This window comes from Streptomyces sp. NPDC005811, assembly GCF_040630405.1.
Classification (GTDB): domain Bacteria; phylum Actinomycetota; class Actinomycetes; order Streptomycetales; family Streptomycetaceae; genus Streptomyces.
In genome coordinates, this window is sequence record NZ_JBEXXK010000107.1 from 1 (window position 1) to 14,840 (window position 14,840).

14 protein-coding genes are annotated in these 14,840 nt (G+C 71.9%); 5 read left to right on the top strand and 9 right to left on the bottom strand.

The window, feature by feature from the left end:
- Positions 1 to 99: 99 nt before the first annotated feature.
- Positions 100 to 513 carry a hypothetical protein gene (locus ABZ490_RS51120; protein ID WP_359007568.1) on the top strand — a complete coding sequence of 138 codons (414 nt, stop codon included), beginning with the start codon at positions 100 to 102 and terminating at the stop codon, positions 511 to 513.
- Positions 514 to 600: 87 nt separating this feature from the next.
- Here ABZ490_RS51120 and ABZ490_RS51125 read toward each other — a convergent pair whose 3' ends face one another.
- The 3 genes from ABZ490_RS51125 to ABZ490_RS51135 form a co-directional block, all read right to left on the bottom strand.
- The gene (locus ABZ490_RS51125; RefSeq protein WP_359007571.1) at positions 601 to 1,371 is read right to left on the bottom strand and encodes a hypothetical protein; all 771 of its coding nucleotides are present in this window, start codon (positions 1,369 to 1,371) and stop codon (positions 601 to 603) included.
- Positions 1,372 to 1,471: 100 nt separating this feature from the next.
- The gene (locus tag ABZ490_RS51130) at positions 1,472 to 2,203 is read right to left on the bottom strand and encodes a restriction endonuclease (protein ID WP_359007574.1); all 732 of its coding nucleotides are present in this window, start codon (positions 2,201 to 2,203) and stop codon (positions 1,472 to 1,474) included.
- A 241-nt stretch (positions 2,204 to 2,444) separates the two neighbouring features.
- Entirely contained in the window at positions 2,445 to 4,067 is a 1,623-nt protein-coding gene (locus ABZ490_RS51135) for a PucR family transcriptional regulator (protein WP_359007577.1), read from the bottom strand.
- Positions 4,068 to 4,180: 113 nt separating this feature from the next.
- Here ABZ490_RS51135 and ABZ490_RS51140 point away from each other — a divergent pair, with 113 nt between their 5' ends.
- Positions 4,181 to 5,641 (top strand): sodium:solute symporter, encoded by a 1,461-nt coding sequence (locus ABZ490_RS51140; RefSeq protein WP_359007580.1) that lies wholly within the window; start codon positions 4,181 to 4,183, stop codon positions 5,639 to 5,641.
- 65 nt (positions 5,642 to 5,706) lie between these two features.
- Positions 5,707 to 6,477: a class II aldolase/adducin family protein gene (locus ABZ490_RS51145; RefSeq protein WP_359007583.1), complete on the top strand. Its 771-nt coding sequence runs from the start codon at positions 5,707 to 5,709 to the stop codon at positions 6,475 to 6,477.
- Between the two features lie 42 nt (positions 6,478 to 6,519).
- On the opposite strand, the gene ABZ490_RS51150 is transcribed toward ABZ490_RS51145, so the two are convergent.
- Positions 6,520 to 7,233 carry a TetR/AcrR family transcriptional regulator C-terminal domain-containing protein gene (locus tag ABZ490_RS51150; protein ID WP_359007586.1) on the bottom strand — a complete coding sequence of 238 codons (714 nt, stop codon included), beginning with the start codon at positions 7,231 to 7,233 and terminating at the stop codon, positions 6,520 to 6,522.
- Positions 7,234 to 7,354: 121 nt separating this feature from the next.
- On the opposite strand from ABZ490_RS51150, the gene ABZ490_RS51155 reads away from it, so the two are divergent.
- Complete coding sequence (locus ABZ490_RS51155; RefSeq protein WP_359007589.1) at positions 7,355 to 8,503, top strand: oxygenase MpaB family protein; 1,149 nt, start codon at positions 7,355 to 7,357, stop codon at positions 8,501 to 8,503.
- A 194-nt stretch (positions 8,504 to 8,697) separates the two neighbouring features.
- Here the strand turns inward: ABZ490_RS51155 and ABZ490_RS51160 are convergent, their stop codons facing one another.
- Entirely contained in the window at positions 8,698 to 9,951 is a 1,254-nt protein-coding gene (locus ABZ490_RS51160) for a PP2C family protein-serine/threonine phosphatase (protein ID WP_359007592.1), read from the bottom strand.
- A gap of 344 nt (positions 9,952 to 10,295) precedes the next feature.
- Entirely contained in the window at positions 10,296 to 11,564 is a 1,269-nt protein-coding gene (locus ABZ490_RS51165; RefSeq protein ID WP_359007595.1) for an amidohydrolase family protein, read from the bottom strand.
- A 102-nt stretch (positions 11,565 to 11,666) separates the two neighbouring features.
- On the opposite strand from ABZ490_RS51165, the gene ABZ490_RS51170 reads away from it, so the two are divergent.
- Positions 11,667 to 12,206 (top strand): MarR family transcriptional regulator, encoded by a 540-nt coding sequence (locus ABZ490_RS51170; protein ID WP_359007598.1) that lies wholly within the window; start codon positions 11,667 to 11,669, stop codon positions 12,204 to 12,206.
- A gap of 62 nt (positions 12,207 to 12,268) precedes the next feature.
- Here the strand turns inward: ABZ490_RS51170 and ABZ490_RS51175 are convergent, their stop codons facing one another.
- The 3 genes from ABZ490_RS51175 to ABZ490_RS51185 form a co-directional block, all read right to left on the bottom strand.
- Entirely contained in the window at positions 12,269 to 13,312 is a 1,044-nt protein-coding gene (locus ABZ490_RS51175; RefSeq protein WP_359007601.1) for an alcohol dehydrogenase catalytic domain-containing protein, read from the bottom strand.
- Between the two features lie 85 nt (positions 13,313 to 13,397).
- Positions 13,398 to 13,526 carry a hypothetical protein gene (locus tag ABZ490_RS51180; protein WP_359007607.1) on the bottom strand — a complete coding sequence of 43 codons (129 nt, stop codon included), beginning with the start codon at positions 13,524 to 13,526 and terminating at the stop codon, positions 13,398 to 13,400.
- Positions 13,527 to 13,715: 189 nt separating this feature from the next.
- The gene (locus ABZ490_RS51185) at positions 13,716 to 14,543 is read right to left on the bottom strand and encodes a maleylpyruvate isomerase family mycothiol-dependent enzyme (protein ID WP_359007604.1); all 828 of its coding nucleotides are present in this window, start codon (positions 14,541 to 14,543) and stop codon (positions 13,716 to 13,718) included.
- Positions 14,544 to 14,840 lie beyond the last annotated feature (297 nt).

Consider the following 14,840-nt stretch of genomic DNA (forward strand, 5'->3'; position numbering starts at 1 on the left):
CCCGGAGAACCGGGCGGCCACTCCTTCGAAGCCACTGATGGCAGAGAACCGTCAGCCACACCCGGCCCTCCCGGGCCGCCTAACAACTTACGGAGAACCATGTTCGGGAAACACCTCAAGGCGACCCTGCTCTCCACCGCGCTGGCCACCGTCCTGGCCGGAACCCTGGCCGCCCCCTCCGCGCAGGCGGGTCCGGCGGCTCCGGCGGCAGCGGCTGCCGAGTGCGGTGTCCGGCCCCAGGACGGCCGGTTGTGGTGCGGGAACCACGGAGACGCGCCGACCCGTCTGGAGCCGTTCCACGAAAGCCCCTTCAACGGTCTGCTGAAGTCGACGTTCAGCTACTTCACCTGCTGGTCGACGGGCGGACTGCACGGCGGCGGGAACACGACCTGGTACCGCACGGTGCCCGACTGGATCAGCGAGGGGAGGGAGGGTTACGTGCCGGCCGACTGGGTGTTCACTCCCAGCTCGTTCGACGCCGACCCGAGCAGGTACGGGCTGCGGCACTGCTGACAGCACGCCCGCGCCGGCCTGGCCGTTCGCCATGCGTCCATGGCCGGCTGCGCACCTGGGCCCGGCTCGTCGGCCCCCTCCCCCTGGTCACGAGCGCGCGGGGCGAATGCTTCCGCGCGCCTCGTCACCCGCGGCTGGGGCCAGACCTTGCTCCGCAGCCCAGGCGCGCAGGGCGGCCTCGGCCTCCCCACGGGAGAGGGGGCCGTGGTCGAGGTGGAGTTGTTGCAGTGCGCGGACGGCCACCCCTATCGTCCGGCCCGGAGGTATGCCGAGCAGCGCCATGATGTCCTTGCCGTTGAGCGCCACGGGAACCCCGTGCAGCCGTTCGTGCAGGTCTCGCTCAGCCGCGACGCGTTCCTCGTGTTCCCGCCTGGCCTGCCCTTGCGCGGACCACTCGTCGTAGTCGGCCGCGTCGTACGCCTTCACGGCGGCCGAGCGCCAGTCCTCGTCGTCCCGACCTTGGCCGAGACCCACGTCCACGAACAGATCACGGTGGTCCGGCGCGTCGGGGTCGGCCCGCACCACGCCGAGCCGGGCCAGCGCCGCGTTGATCGGCCACTCCTCCCGCGGACCGCCGAACTCCGAGGTGTGCGCCGGCCCCCATTCCCGCACGCCGGCCCGCCACAAGGCGGCGGTCTGATGCCCATCGCCGCCCCAGAAGTCCGCTTCCACATGGGCGACCGGTCCGCCGCGAGAGAGGTCGCTCAGTGTTCCCGGCAGATCACCTGGGAGCTCGGCCGGCAGCACCAGCAGACCCATGCGCTGCGCGAGCGGAGCGACCACAGCCCACGGAACCTCCGAGGCCCAGCTTCGCAGGCGGTCGAAGTCGCCTAGGGCAGCGTTGAGACGGTACGACATCAGCGCACCATATGCGCGTTCATACGGCGATGACCACCCGGTTCGCCGCTGTCATGCCGGCGGGCGAGGTAGCCGATGCCGCCCACCCCGCTGCAGCGGGTCAGGAGAGGGCGGTGGGCTTGCGAGGCGGCGGCACTGCCCGGAGCAGCTCCCAAAGGGGGCGGGAGCCGGATGCCCAGGTTCCAAGGGTGTGGCGGTCCACCACGTGAAGTCGCTGCTGCTCGGCGAACGCCACCGCCGGCGCGGTCACCCGGCCGTTGGTGACGATCACCGCGACGTCGGCACCGTGTACCTGGCGGGCGGTGCCGTTGAGGACCTGAAGGTCCGGTGTGCCCACGGCTGAGCCGCCAAGGCCGTCGCGCCGGTGCTTGCACTGGATCACCCAGCGCCGACCGTAGGGATCGGTGGCTTTCACGTCGGCGCCCAGGTCCCCGCGTCCCCCGACGCGGACCGCGTCCGGGCAGCCGTCACGGCGCATCAGATCGCGCACCGCGTCCTCGAACCGGGAGTGGTGCAGCGCGTCCAGCTGGACCAGGCCATAGCGCAACCCTTGCGCACGGACGGCGTCCCACTGGGCGCTGCGCTGCCGGTGGTGGATCCAGCCGCAGCCGGCCAGTGCCGCGAGCATGCCCATGGCGGCCAGGACCCACCAGTGGACCAGCAGCCAGTTCACTACGGCCACCACCGCAGCGACGCCCAGGGCCACGACCACGAGAAGGCCGACCAGCCCGTCCTGCGCGCGCTGCCTCCGCCGTGCGGGCCTGCGGGTGCGTCGCCGTACCGGCGCGCGCCTGACGGCCGGCGACCGTCGCCTGGGTGTGCGGGGGCTCATCGGCCGGCCTGCGTCACGCGAGCACCACCGCAACGTTGATGGTCAACAACCGTCCAACCTCCCCCGATGACCGACCCCTCTTATGTAGCGCCCTCTCAGTGATGTCGGAGGCGGAGTTACGACGAATGGCCACAAAGTCATCCGACCTGGCCGAATACCACTCGGTTCGATCATCAGCCGGCCGAGGGGCTGCGGGAGTCCACCGAGGTGGGGGCCGACCTGCTGGGTGACTGCCGCCGCATCAGGGGCGCTCGTGCGCCGGCTCGCCCGGTAGCCACTGCAGGGCGAACCAGAGTTCCATCCGGGCTCCGGGGTCCTGGAGGTCGACGTCGAGGAGGTCGGCCAGCCGTGCCAGACGGTGACGGACGGTGTTGCGGTGGACGCCGAGGAGCGCCGCGGTGCGGTCCCAGCTGCCGTGGACGGTGAGCCAGGTCCGCAGGGTGTCGAGAAGGATCGGCGCGCCCGGCGGGCCGGCCCCGTCCAGGCGGGCGAAGCGGGTGCGGGCGAGTTCACGGGCGTCGGCCGGGTCGACGAGCGTGTGGAGGGTGAGGGGATCGGTCGTGTGGACGACGGCGGGTGTCCCGGCGGCGAGAGCGCGTTGCAGGGCGCGTTCGGCCTGGGTGTCGGCGTGCGGCAGGTCGCGCGCGGACACGGGTGTGCTGTAGCCGAGGACCCAGCCGAGCTCGGCCGCCCGGGCGGGCGCCTGCGGCCGGGCGTCGGCGGCGCAGGGGACCAGCGCCTTGAGCTCAGGACCGTCGATGTGCACGTACGGGGTCCCCAGCAGGGTTGCCAGGGCGGCCAGTCTCGGCACGCCGACGGATGGCGGCGGCCCGTAGGCATCGGCATATCGGCCGTGGACGACCGTCCAGTGTGCGCCCGCCGCGCCGCCCGCCGGCCCGTCCGGGACCAGCTCGGGGGCGACCTCTGCGGGCGTGGCGCCGAGCATCAGCCGTACCAGTGCGCCGACGCTGTGGGTGTCCGTGCTCAGGGCGTGCCGCGGGCCGGTGAGCAGGGCCAGCAGGACCGTCGCCGTGCCGGTCACCTGGCGGTGCACGGTGGTCGGGGGCTGGGCCGCGGCCTGTCCGAGGGCCAGCGTCACGGCGGCCGTACCGTCGCCGCCGGCGGGCAGGGTGTGGACGGTGAGGTGGCTGCCCCGGTCGGCGTCGTGGGTCGCGGCCGCCCTCGGGCCGTCGGCCTGTCGCAGGGTGCGGACCGCGAGGTCGCGCAGCAGGTGCGGGGATGCGGGGCGGCGGCCCGCGGAGAGGAGTTCGGTGCCCTGGGCGTCGTAGAGGGCGCACCACGCCCCGGTGTGGGCGGCGAGCTGGCCGAGGACGGCGCGCAGGGCGTCCGGGCGGGCGGCGGCCGAGGCCAGCGCCGACTGGGCCCGGGAGATCTCCCGCAGCTCCCGGGTGCGGGCCTCGCCGATCGCGGCGTAGGCGGCCCGCCCGACGGCGACGAAGGGGGTGGCGGGCGGGAGACGCAGGAGCGGCAGGCCGTGCCGGTCGCAGGCACGGACGAGTTCCGTCGGCACCTCGGCGTGCACGGGGGCCACGCCGAAGCCGAGCGCGGCGACTCCGGCGGCGACGACCCGTCGTACGTAGGTGTCGATGCCGTCCGCGTCCTCGGGGAGCCGTAGCCCGGAGGTGAGGAGGAGTTCACCGCCGACGAGATACGGCGTGGGGTCGTCCAGCTCGGTGGTGCCGACCGTGCCGGCCAGGCGGTCCGCGGCCGCCGGACCGGCGACCTGGGTGAGGCCGAGGGCCGGGTCGGCGAGCAGCACCCCGAGGCGCACCGACGGCTGCTCGGCGTCGTCGGCGGCGGTTCGGGCGCCCGCATCGGCGCCTCCGGTGGCGGATTCGTCCAACGAGCGTCTCCAGATCAGACAGAAGCGGCACTTCAGTAGCAGTACACCCCGTGGCTACGGTCATGTCACCCCCCCTCCCCCTCCCCGCTCCCTCTCCTCCCCCGGAGGTTCCCGTGACCGTCGACTATCTCGTCATGGCCGCCTATCTGCTCGGCATCATCGGTGTCGGCTGGTGGGGCAGACGCCGTGCCGCCTCCAAGAGCGACTTCCTGGTCGCTGGGCGCCGCCTCGGCCCGCTCATGTACACCGGCACCATGGCCGCCGTGGTCCTCGGCGGCGCCTCCACCATCGGCGGTGTCCGCCTCGGATACAGCTACGGCCTCTCGGGTGCCGCCATGGTCGGCGCCATCGGCCTCGGGCTGCTGGCGCTGAGCGTCTTCTTCTCCGCCCGTATCTCCCGGCTGCGGGTCTACACGGTCGCCGAGATGCTGTCGCTGCGCTACGGCGACGCCGCGAGCGTGATCTCGGGCGTCGTCATGTGGATCTACACCCTCATGCTGGCGGTGACCTCGACGATCGCGTACGCCAGTGTCTTCGACGTCCTCTTCGACGTGCCGCGCTGGGTCGCGGTGGTCGTCGGCGGCACGATCGTGGTCGGCTACTCGGCGCTCGGCGGCATGTGGTCCATCACGCTCACCGACATGGTGCAGTTCGTCGTGAAGAGCGTGGGCGTGCTCGTGCTGCTGCTGCCGATCGCGGTGGTGAAGGCGGGCGGCTTCGGCGCCATGGCCGACCGGCTGCCCGGCGGCTACTTCTCCCTCACCTCCATCGGCGGGCAGACCATCGTCACCTTCGTGCTGATCTACACCTTCGGCATGCTGATCGGGCAGGACATCTGGCAGCGCGTCTTCACCGCGCGCAGCGACAGGGTCGCCGCCTGGGGCGGCACCGTCGCCGGCGTCTACTGCCTGGTGTACGCCGTGGCCGGCGCGTTCATCGGCATGGCGACGAAGACCCTCTACCCGAACCTGGCCGCCGCCGACCAGGCGTTCGCCACCATCGTCCAGCACGCCCTGCCGACCGGGGTGCGCGGACTGGTCCTCGCCGCCGCCCTGTCCGCGATGATGTCCACCGCCAGCGGCGCCCTGATCGCCTCCGCGACCGTGGCCGACCAGGACATCTGGGCCCGGCTGCGCCGCCGTACGCCGGCCGGGGAACAGGACGAGATCGGCTCCAACCGGCTCGCCATCGCCGTCCTGGGCGTGGTCGCCATGGCGATCGCCTGTGTCCTCGGGGATGTCATCGAGGCGCTCACCGTCGCCTACAACCTGCTCGTCGGCGGCCTGCTGGTGCCGATCCTCGGCGGCCTGGTCTGGCGGCGCGGCAACCTGCCGGGCGCGCTGACCGCGATGGTGGCGGGCGGGACGACGGTGATCGTCCTCATGGTGACCGACGGCCTCCTGGCCAACGAGCCGATCTACTACGGCCTCCTCGCCAGCCTCGTCGCCTATGTCGCCGTCAGCCTGGTGACCCGGCCGACCGACGAGACGGTCCTGGAGACCTGGCGCCGCCGTCTGGCGGGCGAGCCCTCCGCCGCCCCGGCCGCCACGAGCCCGGAGCTCAGCGCGGCCTGACACCCGCCGCCCGATCGCACCCGCACCCGCACGTGCCGTACATCTCCGCCCTGGAAAGGCCCTCCATGCCCACCCTCAGCACGGACGTCAGCACGGAAGAACTCCGTCTGCGCCGCGAACTCGCCGCCGTCTACCGCCTGGTGGCCCACTTCCGGATGACCGATCTCATCTTCACGCACATCTCGGTACGGCTCCCCGGCCCCGAACACCACTTCCTGATCAACCCCTACGGGCTGCTCTTCGAGGAGATCACCGCCTCGAACCTGGTGAAGATCGGTCTGTCCGGCCACCCCGTCGAGGAGACCCCTCACCCCGTCAACCCGGCCGGTTTCGTCATCCACAGCGCGATCCACGCGGCCCGCCCCGACGCCCGGTGCGTCCTGCACACCCACACCAGGGCGGGGTGCGCGGTCGCCGCCCAGGAGGAGGGCCTGCTGCCGCTCAACCAGATCTCGATGGAGTTCTACGGCAGGCTCGGCTACCACTCCTACGAAGGCGTCGCCCTCAACCTCGCCGAGCAACGGCGCCTCGTCGCCGACCTCGGTGGCCACCCGGCGATGATCCTGCGCAACCACGGCCTGCTGACCGTCGGGACCACCCCGGCGCAGGCGTTCCTGCGCATGTACTACCTGGACAAGGCCTGCGAGATCCAGACCACCGCCGCCGCCGGGGGCGCGAAGCTCGTCCTTCCCGACCCCGACACCTGCGAACTCACCGCCCGCCAACTCACCGGTGAAGCCCACGACTCCGACCTCCAGGACGACAAGGCCTACGACCTCGCCTGGGCGGCGCTGCTCCGGCTCGTCGACCGCATCGCCCCCGGCTACAAGGACTGACCGGCCCTCGGCCCACGGGGACGACGGACCGCGCGGAGACGTTCACCGCACTGCGTGCCGAGCAGTCCGGGTGCCTGCTGAGAGCAGGACCGCTTCGAGACCGCGGACGAAGACCTCGACGGCGAAGTCGAGCTGCTTCCGGTCATACGTGTCGATGCCGTGCTCGACGATACGGGCGAGGTTCTCGAAGGCACCGGGATCGCGGCCGGCGACAAGTTCACGGGTGAGGCGGGGGCGGAGGCGTTCGCCGCTGCGGGCGACGTGGATGGTGTCGCGGGCGTGCGCCCAGCAGAGGTTGACCAGCAGGGCGAGGGATCGTACGGCGGCCTCGTCGTCGAAGCCGGCCTCCGTGAGCTTGGCCGCGAGGGCCTCGGCCGGCTCGATGAACGGCGCGTACAGCGAGTCGTCCGGCATGAGGTGCTCGGCAAGGGCGTCGGCGGCGATCAGACTCTCGGTGAAGGCCTCGGCGTAGATCCGGCACGCCTCCTGCCAGGAGGCCTCCCCGGGGATCTCGACCGTCCGCGAACTCCGGGAGAGCGAGTCGAGGGCCAGCAGCCGCAGCAGCGAGTCCCGGTCGCTGACGTGGTGGTTGACCGCCTTGCGGTCGACGCCGAGCTTGTCGGCGACGGCCTGCATGGTGACGGCGCCGGCGTCCAGGGAACGGGCCGCCTCGATGATGCGCGGCAGGCTGATGCCCGCCCGGCGTCCCCGGGTCCTGCGGACGCCGGACGGCGTTGCCCCTTCCGTGACACTCATGACCTTTTACCCCTCTTGCCCGACAAGGGTTGACGCGGCGCATCCCCGAGCATAGCTTGCTGCCACATTTAATTCCCGGGCGGGAATTAAACCGGGAGTGAGTCGATCGAGGGAGATCGTGATGAGCACTGTCGCCGCAGGCCGTGGCAGGAAGCCGGCCAAGGTGAAGATCACCAGGGAGGATCTGCTCGGTACCGAGAGGCGCTGGCGACGCTTCGGCGAGCCGACTCCCGCGGGCGGGTCGCTCAACGAGGACAGCACTCCGGACCACGGCCTCTTCGGCCCCGGCAGCGTCGCCTGGGAGGTCCTGCTCCACCCCGCGACCATCGTGTTCCTCAACGCCGCCCAGAGCGTCGTACAGATCAAGGGCTACAACCCGGTCAACGCGGGCCTGCGCGACCGCGACCCCATGTCCCGCAAGGCCCGCGAAGGCACACTCACCATGATGGACGTCTTCGACCGGCTGTCCCGCAACTCGGGCATGCACGCGCCCATGTGGCTCGGCGACTCCAAGACCGCCCGGCTGATGGCCAAGCACCTGCACACCATCCACAAGAAGGTCGTCGGCGACGTCATCGACACCGCCCGGCCCGAACTCGGCGGCTACGACGCGAGCGAGCCCCGCGACGCCATGTGGGCGGCGCTCACCGAGATGCACCCCATGCTGCGCGTCTACGAGGCCTTCGCCTTCCGCGACGGCAGGCTCCCGCACCGCCTCTCCCCCGCGCAGCGCGACCAGTTCATCGCCGAGACCGGGGCGTACCTCAGGCTCGTCGGCGCACCCGAGGAGGACATCCCGACGACGATGGCCGAACTGGGCGCCCTGTACGAGAAGTACGCCGACCTCTTCGAGCCGAGCAAGACGGTCTACACGATCCCCGACACCGGCGAGGACTGGTTCAAGCTGGTGATGAGGACGGTGGTGAAGAACTTCCACATCTCCCACCTGCGCGCGGCGATCCCCTACGCCCTGCAGACTTCGCTCGTCGAACTCCCCGTCATGGGCGCCCTCCCCGCGAAGATGCGGACGTCGATGGGCCTGTCCCCGCGCAGGGACAAGGCGGCCGTCCTGGCCGCGAAGCTCTTCCTCCCCGTCGCCTGGCTGATGCAGCAGGGTCCCTACGAGCGTTACGTGCTGCGCCGCATGTGGGGCCCCGACAGCATCCGGCTCCTCGAATCCGCCCGCCGCCTCCATGAGCGGACGCTTGCCGAGCGGGCCATGGGGCAGCTGATCGCAGGCCCGGCGGAAGCGCCGACGCCTGCGGCGTGAACGGCGCGGAGCCGGGGCCGGCCGCCGGGGCGAACGGCGCCAGGTGCCGGTGGGGCCTGCCTCGCGATGACGGTGGAGAACCGCTCGCGGCCCGGGCGGAGGCGATGTCGTCGAGTCCGCCCGGCGGCGGCACCTCGATCACCGGCAGCGGACGACGACCTGCGCCGCTCGGGCGCGCCCGGAACACGTCGGGTTCAGCCGGATGCCCCCGTCGAGGGGTCCCTTCGCGCCTTCGTACCGGCGGATTCCCGGCGACGGGTGTCGTCGGTGTCCGGGTGCCATTCGGCAAGGACGATGGTGGCATCGTCCTGCAGCCGGCCGTGATGGTGGTCGAGGATGGCGTGGATCAGGCGGCGCAGCGCTTCGGGGGCGGGTTCGCCTGCGGCGAGCGCACGGGTGACGAAGTCGACGAGCTGGTCCTCACCGAAACGCGTCCCGATGCCGGAGCGGGCCTCGGTGACACCGTCGGTGTGGATCAGGACGCGGTCGCCGGGTTCCAGCTGGGCCCGGTGCACGGTTCGGGAGGGCTGGTAGCCCGGGCCGAGGCCGAGCGGCAGCTCGCCCTTGGCCTCCAGTGCCGCCGGTACCACGCGGTGGCCACGGATGAGGAGCGGAGGCGGGTGGCCGGCGTTGATCCAGGCCAGTTGCCCGGTGTCGAGCTCCAGGTGTGCGAAGACGCCGGTGAGCAGGCCGCCGGGCAGCCATCGGTGCAGGTCTTCGTCGATTCGATCGGTGATGTCGGCCAAGGTGCCGCCGGCGCGGCGGGTGGATCGGCAGCCGCCCAGCGCCACGGCGGAGGCCAGCCCCGCGGCCAGGTCGTGGCCCATCGCGTCGACCACGGTGAGGTGCAGGCGTCCGTCGTCCAGGCCGTGGTCGAAGGCGTCCCCGCCGATCTCGTAGGCGGGCTCCAACGCGGCACTGGAGGTGACCTTGTCGGTGCCCAGGGTGCGCGGGGGCAGGAACGCCCAGACCATCTCCGCAGCGGTCGTCATCGGGCGACTGCGCACGGTGCGGCTGAACAGGTCGCTGAATCCGCTTTTGGAGACGACGGTCAGCGCGGTCACCGCGGCCAGTTGGGTGGCGCCGTCCAGCAGGGCCGGGGTGAGCTGGTCGGCGGTGACGTGCAGCACGCCGATCCTGGCGATGCCGTCGACCAGAGGCAGCCACACCGCCAGCGGCCTGCGCCGCGACAGCCGCAGCGACATGGTCCGATAGGCCCATCCGGCCACCGTTCCCTCGATCGCCAGCGCGTCGGCCGGGCGGTCGTGGCCCCTGGTGCCGGGCAGCGGCACCAACTGGTCCTCCTGCACGTCCGCCAGGTAGACGTCCGCCGACGCCATCCCCATCGAACGGGCGGCCTCGTCCACCAGTTGCGATATCCGCAGCGGGGAGGCGGTGTGCGAGCGCTCCAACAACCGGGCCAGCGCGGTCCCCCAGTCCTCCGCCATTGCTCACCGGCCCTTTCCCAGCCGTCTGTGCCTGCGCCTGCGTCCCCGTACGCGGGCTCCGGCACGGGCTCCTCGCGCGGCGCACCGCGGCGGCGGGTACGCGGCCGGGCGCCTCTCGCCTCGACCGGGGTGTCGCGCCCGGCCTGGTCCAGCTCGTGGAGGGTGACCTCAAGACCTCCTTCGCCGGCGCGGCCGTCCCTTACAGCATCCGCCACGGCGTCTTCCCCCGCAGCTGTACGTCCGGCGGACGACGAGTCGCCGCGCCCGCGTACCGCGGTCAGCGGCGGATCAGGCCGCCGTCCACGAGGTGGACCTGGCCGGTGATGAAGGAGGCCTCGATGGTGTCAGCGGCCGGCGACCTTGCGCGCGGTCTCCCGCAGCTCCCGGGTGACGCGGCCGAGGTCGGCGTGGACCAGGCGGCCGCCGCTCTTCACGACCTGTCCGGCCACCAGGACCGTGTCCACGTTGTGGGGGTGGGCCGCCGTGACGACGGCCGCGATGGGGTCGCGCTCGGCCGACAGCATGTTGATGTCGTCCAGACGCAACAGGACGACGTCGGCGTGCTTGCCGGGGCGCAGTGAGCCGGTGCGGTCGGCCAGGCCGAGCGCGGCGGCACCGTCGAGAGTCGCCATCTTCAGGACGTCCGCGCAGGTCATCCGCGCGTCGTCGGCGATCTGGCCGGCCAGCAGCGTGGCCCGCATCAGGGAGAACATGTCACCGGGGGCCGAGGTGACGGCGTCGACGCCGAGGCCGGTGGTGACCCCGAGGCGCCTGAGGCGGCCGGCCACCGGGGAGTTGTTGCCCAGCATCGCCTCCGCGCCGGGGGCGGCCGAGGCGGTGGCACCGGAGTCGGCGATCAGGTTCAGCTCGTCGTCGGCGAGCGTGTTGCCGTGGACGTAGAGGATCTTCTCGCGCAGCAGACCGGCCTCGCGCAGGGCGGAGATCGGCCGGGGGCTGACGGGGGTGGCGGCGACGTGGAAGGTCACGCGCAGGTCCAGTGCGTCGGCGACCTGCCATTCGCCCGCCACCACCTCCACCGGGGCGAACGAGGGGCCGAGCGGAGCGTAGGCCATCGTGACGCGCGCCTGGTCGTCCGCGAGGCGCTCGCCGCGGATCCGGCGGACGTCGTCGAGGCTGCCGCCGCCGGTGACCGGCGTGCCGTAGCCGTAGACCGCGCGCAGGCCCGCCGCGCCCAGGGCGTCGATGGCGGCGTCCGCGTGCTCCGGAGAGTAGGAGATGTGCGAGTAGTCCAGCTGGGTCGTGATGCCGGAGTCGAGACACTCCAGCGCGCCGGCGAGGGTCGCGGTGTACACGTCCTGCGGGCCGAACTTGGGGCCGTACCGCGCCAGGATGCCGAGGTACGCGCCGAGGTCGACGTCCACGGCCGCGCCGCGCAGCGCCGACTGCCACACGTGCCGGTGGGTGTCCACGAAGCCCGGGAGCACGATCCGGTCGGTGGCGTCGACGACGGTGGCGCCGTCCGACAGCAGACCGGCGCCGACGGCGGCGATCCGGCCGTCCTCGATCAGGACGTCGGTGTGCGGGAGGACGACCGGCTCGGGCTCGGTGTCGATGACCTGGCCGTTGCGGATCAGTATGCGGGTGCCGGGCATGACGATGCCCACCTCTCTAGGTCTCTCTAGATCTCTCTAGGTCAAAAGCTTTCTAAAAAGCTATTTGGAAAGCTATATCGATAGTGACCTACGATGCAACACGTGACGACGACACCGGATCCCGTGGACGCGTGGATGGACTCTTGGCGCGCCGAGCTGCCCGAGGTCGAGCACGCCTCCTCGGAACTGACCAAGCGGATCATGTTCCTGTCGAGCACGCTGGACGGTGTGATGCGGCGTGAGCTGACCGGGCTCGGGCTGACCCCGGCGGAGTTCGACATACTGGTGGCGCTGCGCCGCTCCGGCGCCCCGTACCGTATGAAGCCGAACCAGCTCGCCCGCTCGCTGATGCTCTCCACCGGCGGCACCACCAACGTCACCCACCGTCTGGTGGGCCGCGATCTCATGGAGCGGGAGAGCGACCCGGAAGACGCCCGCAGCACCTGGCTCAAGCTGACGCCTGACGGCATCGCGCTCGCCGAGCGCGCGGTCCTGGTCAACGCGGCGGCTCACGAGGCGCTTTTCCAGGATGTCCCGGCGGAGCTCGTCGAGCGGGCGACCGCCGTGCTGCGGGAGGTGCTCGCCGCCTCCCCCGGGCTGCTCGGCGGCCCGTCGGCTCGCTCTGCCCGGGCCCAGGGCTGAGTGCGACGACGCGGTGAGCGGCCCCCGGGCGACCGGCCGTCCCAACTGCCAGCGTGCTCCGGTCAGGGAGTGATGAGGACCTTCAGGCTCGTACGGTCAGCCATGTTCCGGTATCCGGCCGGGACACCGTCGAGGCCGGTGGTGGCGTCGAACACCTTCCCCGGCTCGATGGTGCCGTCGAGGATGTCGGGCATCAGTTCCTCGATGTAGGCGCGGACGGGCGCGGGCCCACCGGCGAGGCGGATGTTGTGGCGGAAGAGGCTGCCGAAGCCGATGGGCGCGGTCTCGTACTGGGGCACTCCGACGCGGCTGATCACGCCGCCGGGGCGGACGACGCCGAGGGCCTGTTCGTAGGCGGGCATGTGGCCGACCGCTTCCAGGACCACGTGCGTGCCGTGCCCGCCGGTCAGCTCGCGGACGGCCTCGATGCCTTCCTCGCCGCGGGCGGAGACGACGTCGGTGGCACCGAACTCGCGGCCCAGCCCGGTGCGGGCACGGTGGCGGCCCATCAGGATGATCCGCTCCGCGCCGAGCCGCTTGGCCGAGAGGACCGCCAGCAGGCCGACCGCACCGTCGCCGATCACGGTGACGCTGGTGCGTTCGTCGACACCGCCCGCCACGGCGGCGTGGTAGCCGGTGCCGAACACGTCCGAGAGGGTCAGCAGGGACGGGATGAGGGCGGAGTCCGCCGCGACGGGCAGCCTGACCAGGGTTCCGTCGGCGAGCGGCACGCGGACCGCCTCGGCCTGACCGCCCTCTTCCGCCTCGCCGTCCCAGAAGCCGGCCTGCGGATGGGCGCAGGACGTGTGCAGGCCCTCGCGGCAGAACGCACAGGTGTTGTCGGAGATCGCGAACGGGGCGACGACCAGGTCACCGCGCCGGACGGTGGCCACCTGCGAGCCGGTGTCCTCGACGATGCCGATGAACTCGTGCCCCATACGGGCGGGACCGTCCTCGGGCTTCATCGAACCGTAGGGATGCAGGTCGCTGCCGCAGACGCAGGACGCGGTGATCCGGACCAGGGCGTCGGTCGGGTGCTTGACCACCGAGTCCGGGACGTTCTCGACGCGGACGTCGCCTGCGCCGTACATGAGGGTTGCGCGCATGAGGTGCTCTCCAGTGCGGTGATCGTGCGGTGCGCAGGGTGCTGGTCGGTGGTTCATGGGCGAGGGCGCGCCCTGGCCGGTCTCCTCAAGCCTGATCGGCGTGCCCGGTCGGCGCAGCTCGGCGGCAGTGGTTCAGGGCGAGGGCGGTGGTGGGGATCGCGTCTCCCACGATCTCGGGCAGGAGGCCGACCACGACGAGCTCGGTGGTGCCCATCAGGAACGTGCCCGGCGCAAGCACGTGCACGACGAGCGGAAGCCCGGCGGGCACCACCTGTTCCCGAGGTCGGCCTCCTGGAGCCGGCCCACCAGTCTCCGGACCTGCCCGTGCCTCACCGGACCGTGCACGACCTGAGCCCCTGCAGCGCCGAACCGGGCAGCACCTCCGAAGAGCGCCACGGCCCGATCAGGGTGCGGTGAACAGGGTCGGGAAGCGCGGCGCGAGCCAGGGTTTGCGCCCCCAGGCGAAGACCTGCCCCTGCCCGATGGCCCGCCACGGATGGAGCCGGCCCAGCGCGATGAGGAGGAAGGCCACGGGTTCGATCAGGATGGTGCAGTCCGGACGTTCCGGCGGTGTCGGGGACACGTGCACGCCGGCGTCGCGCAGGCAGACGCCGAACGCCGTGCCGCCCCGGAGGCGGATGGCGTAGCGGACGGACAGATCGGCGGCGGCGGAGGTGTCGACGACGCGCGGCATGACCGCGAGCATGAACGGCATGCACAGCCCGACCCGGGTGCGGTCGATCATGTGCGGGCGCTTCAGTGCACGGGCGAGGTCGTAGCCGTGGCCCAGCATGTGCGTCAGCAGGTAGGACGCGAGAACGTGCCGGTCCATCGGACCCAGGGGCGACACGAGCACCGGGTCAGTGGTGCTCTCCGGCGTCGCGGCCCGCTCCACTGCGCCGAGGAACACGTCGGCCTGCGCTGTGATCATCGACGCCAGCGGCTGCGCACCGCGCTGCCCGAAGCGGGCGAGGGCATGTGCGTTGGCGGCGGCCAGACTCTGCGGCGTACCGTCCCCGTAAGGGCGTTCCTGCCCGGCTGCGAGGTCGGCCATCAGCTCGTTGGCCAGTGCCAGATGAGCGGCCGCCTCGCCGACCGTCCACTCCGAATCGGGTACAGGAGCGGTCATGTCGGAGGCGCTGCTCAACAGCGCCGCGATGTCGGCGGCGGTCTCACGGACCGCCCGTGCGAGCCCTTCGGGGAGCGGCCCGCGAATGTCCTGCTGCGCCATGGGCTGCACGGTGTCTGGTCCCTCCCGCCCGCCGCGTCCCTCGCGTATCCGGCGCGCCGAACCCAATCAGACTCCAGGGCGCCCGACAAGCCCTGGAACACCACGACGGCCTCCGGCCTCGGGGCGCGGTCCGGTGGTTGCCGAGGAACATGGTCATGTCGTGACCGACACCGACTCGTGGCCCGCCCGGCGTCACCCGAACGCCTAGGTCGTGTCCGCAAAGTGTCGGCGTCGTTGGTCCGTTCGTGGTGCGTCGTCATGAGCTGACTGATGAGTCGTGGGCGGTGATCGAGCCGT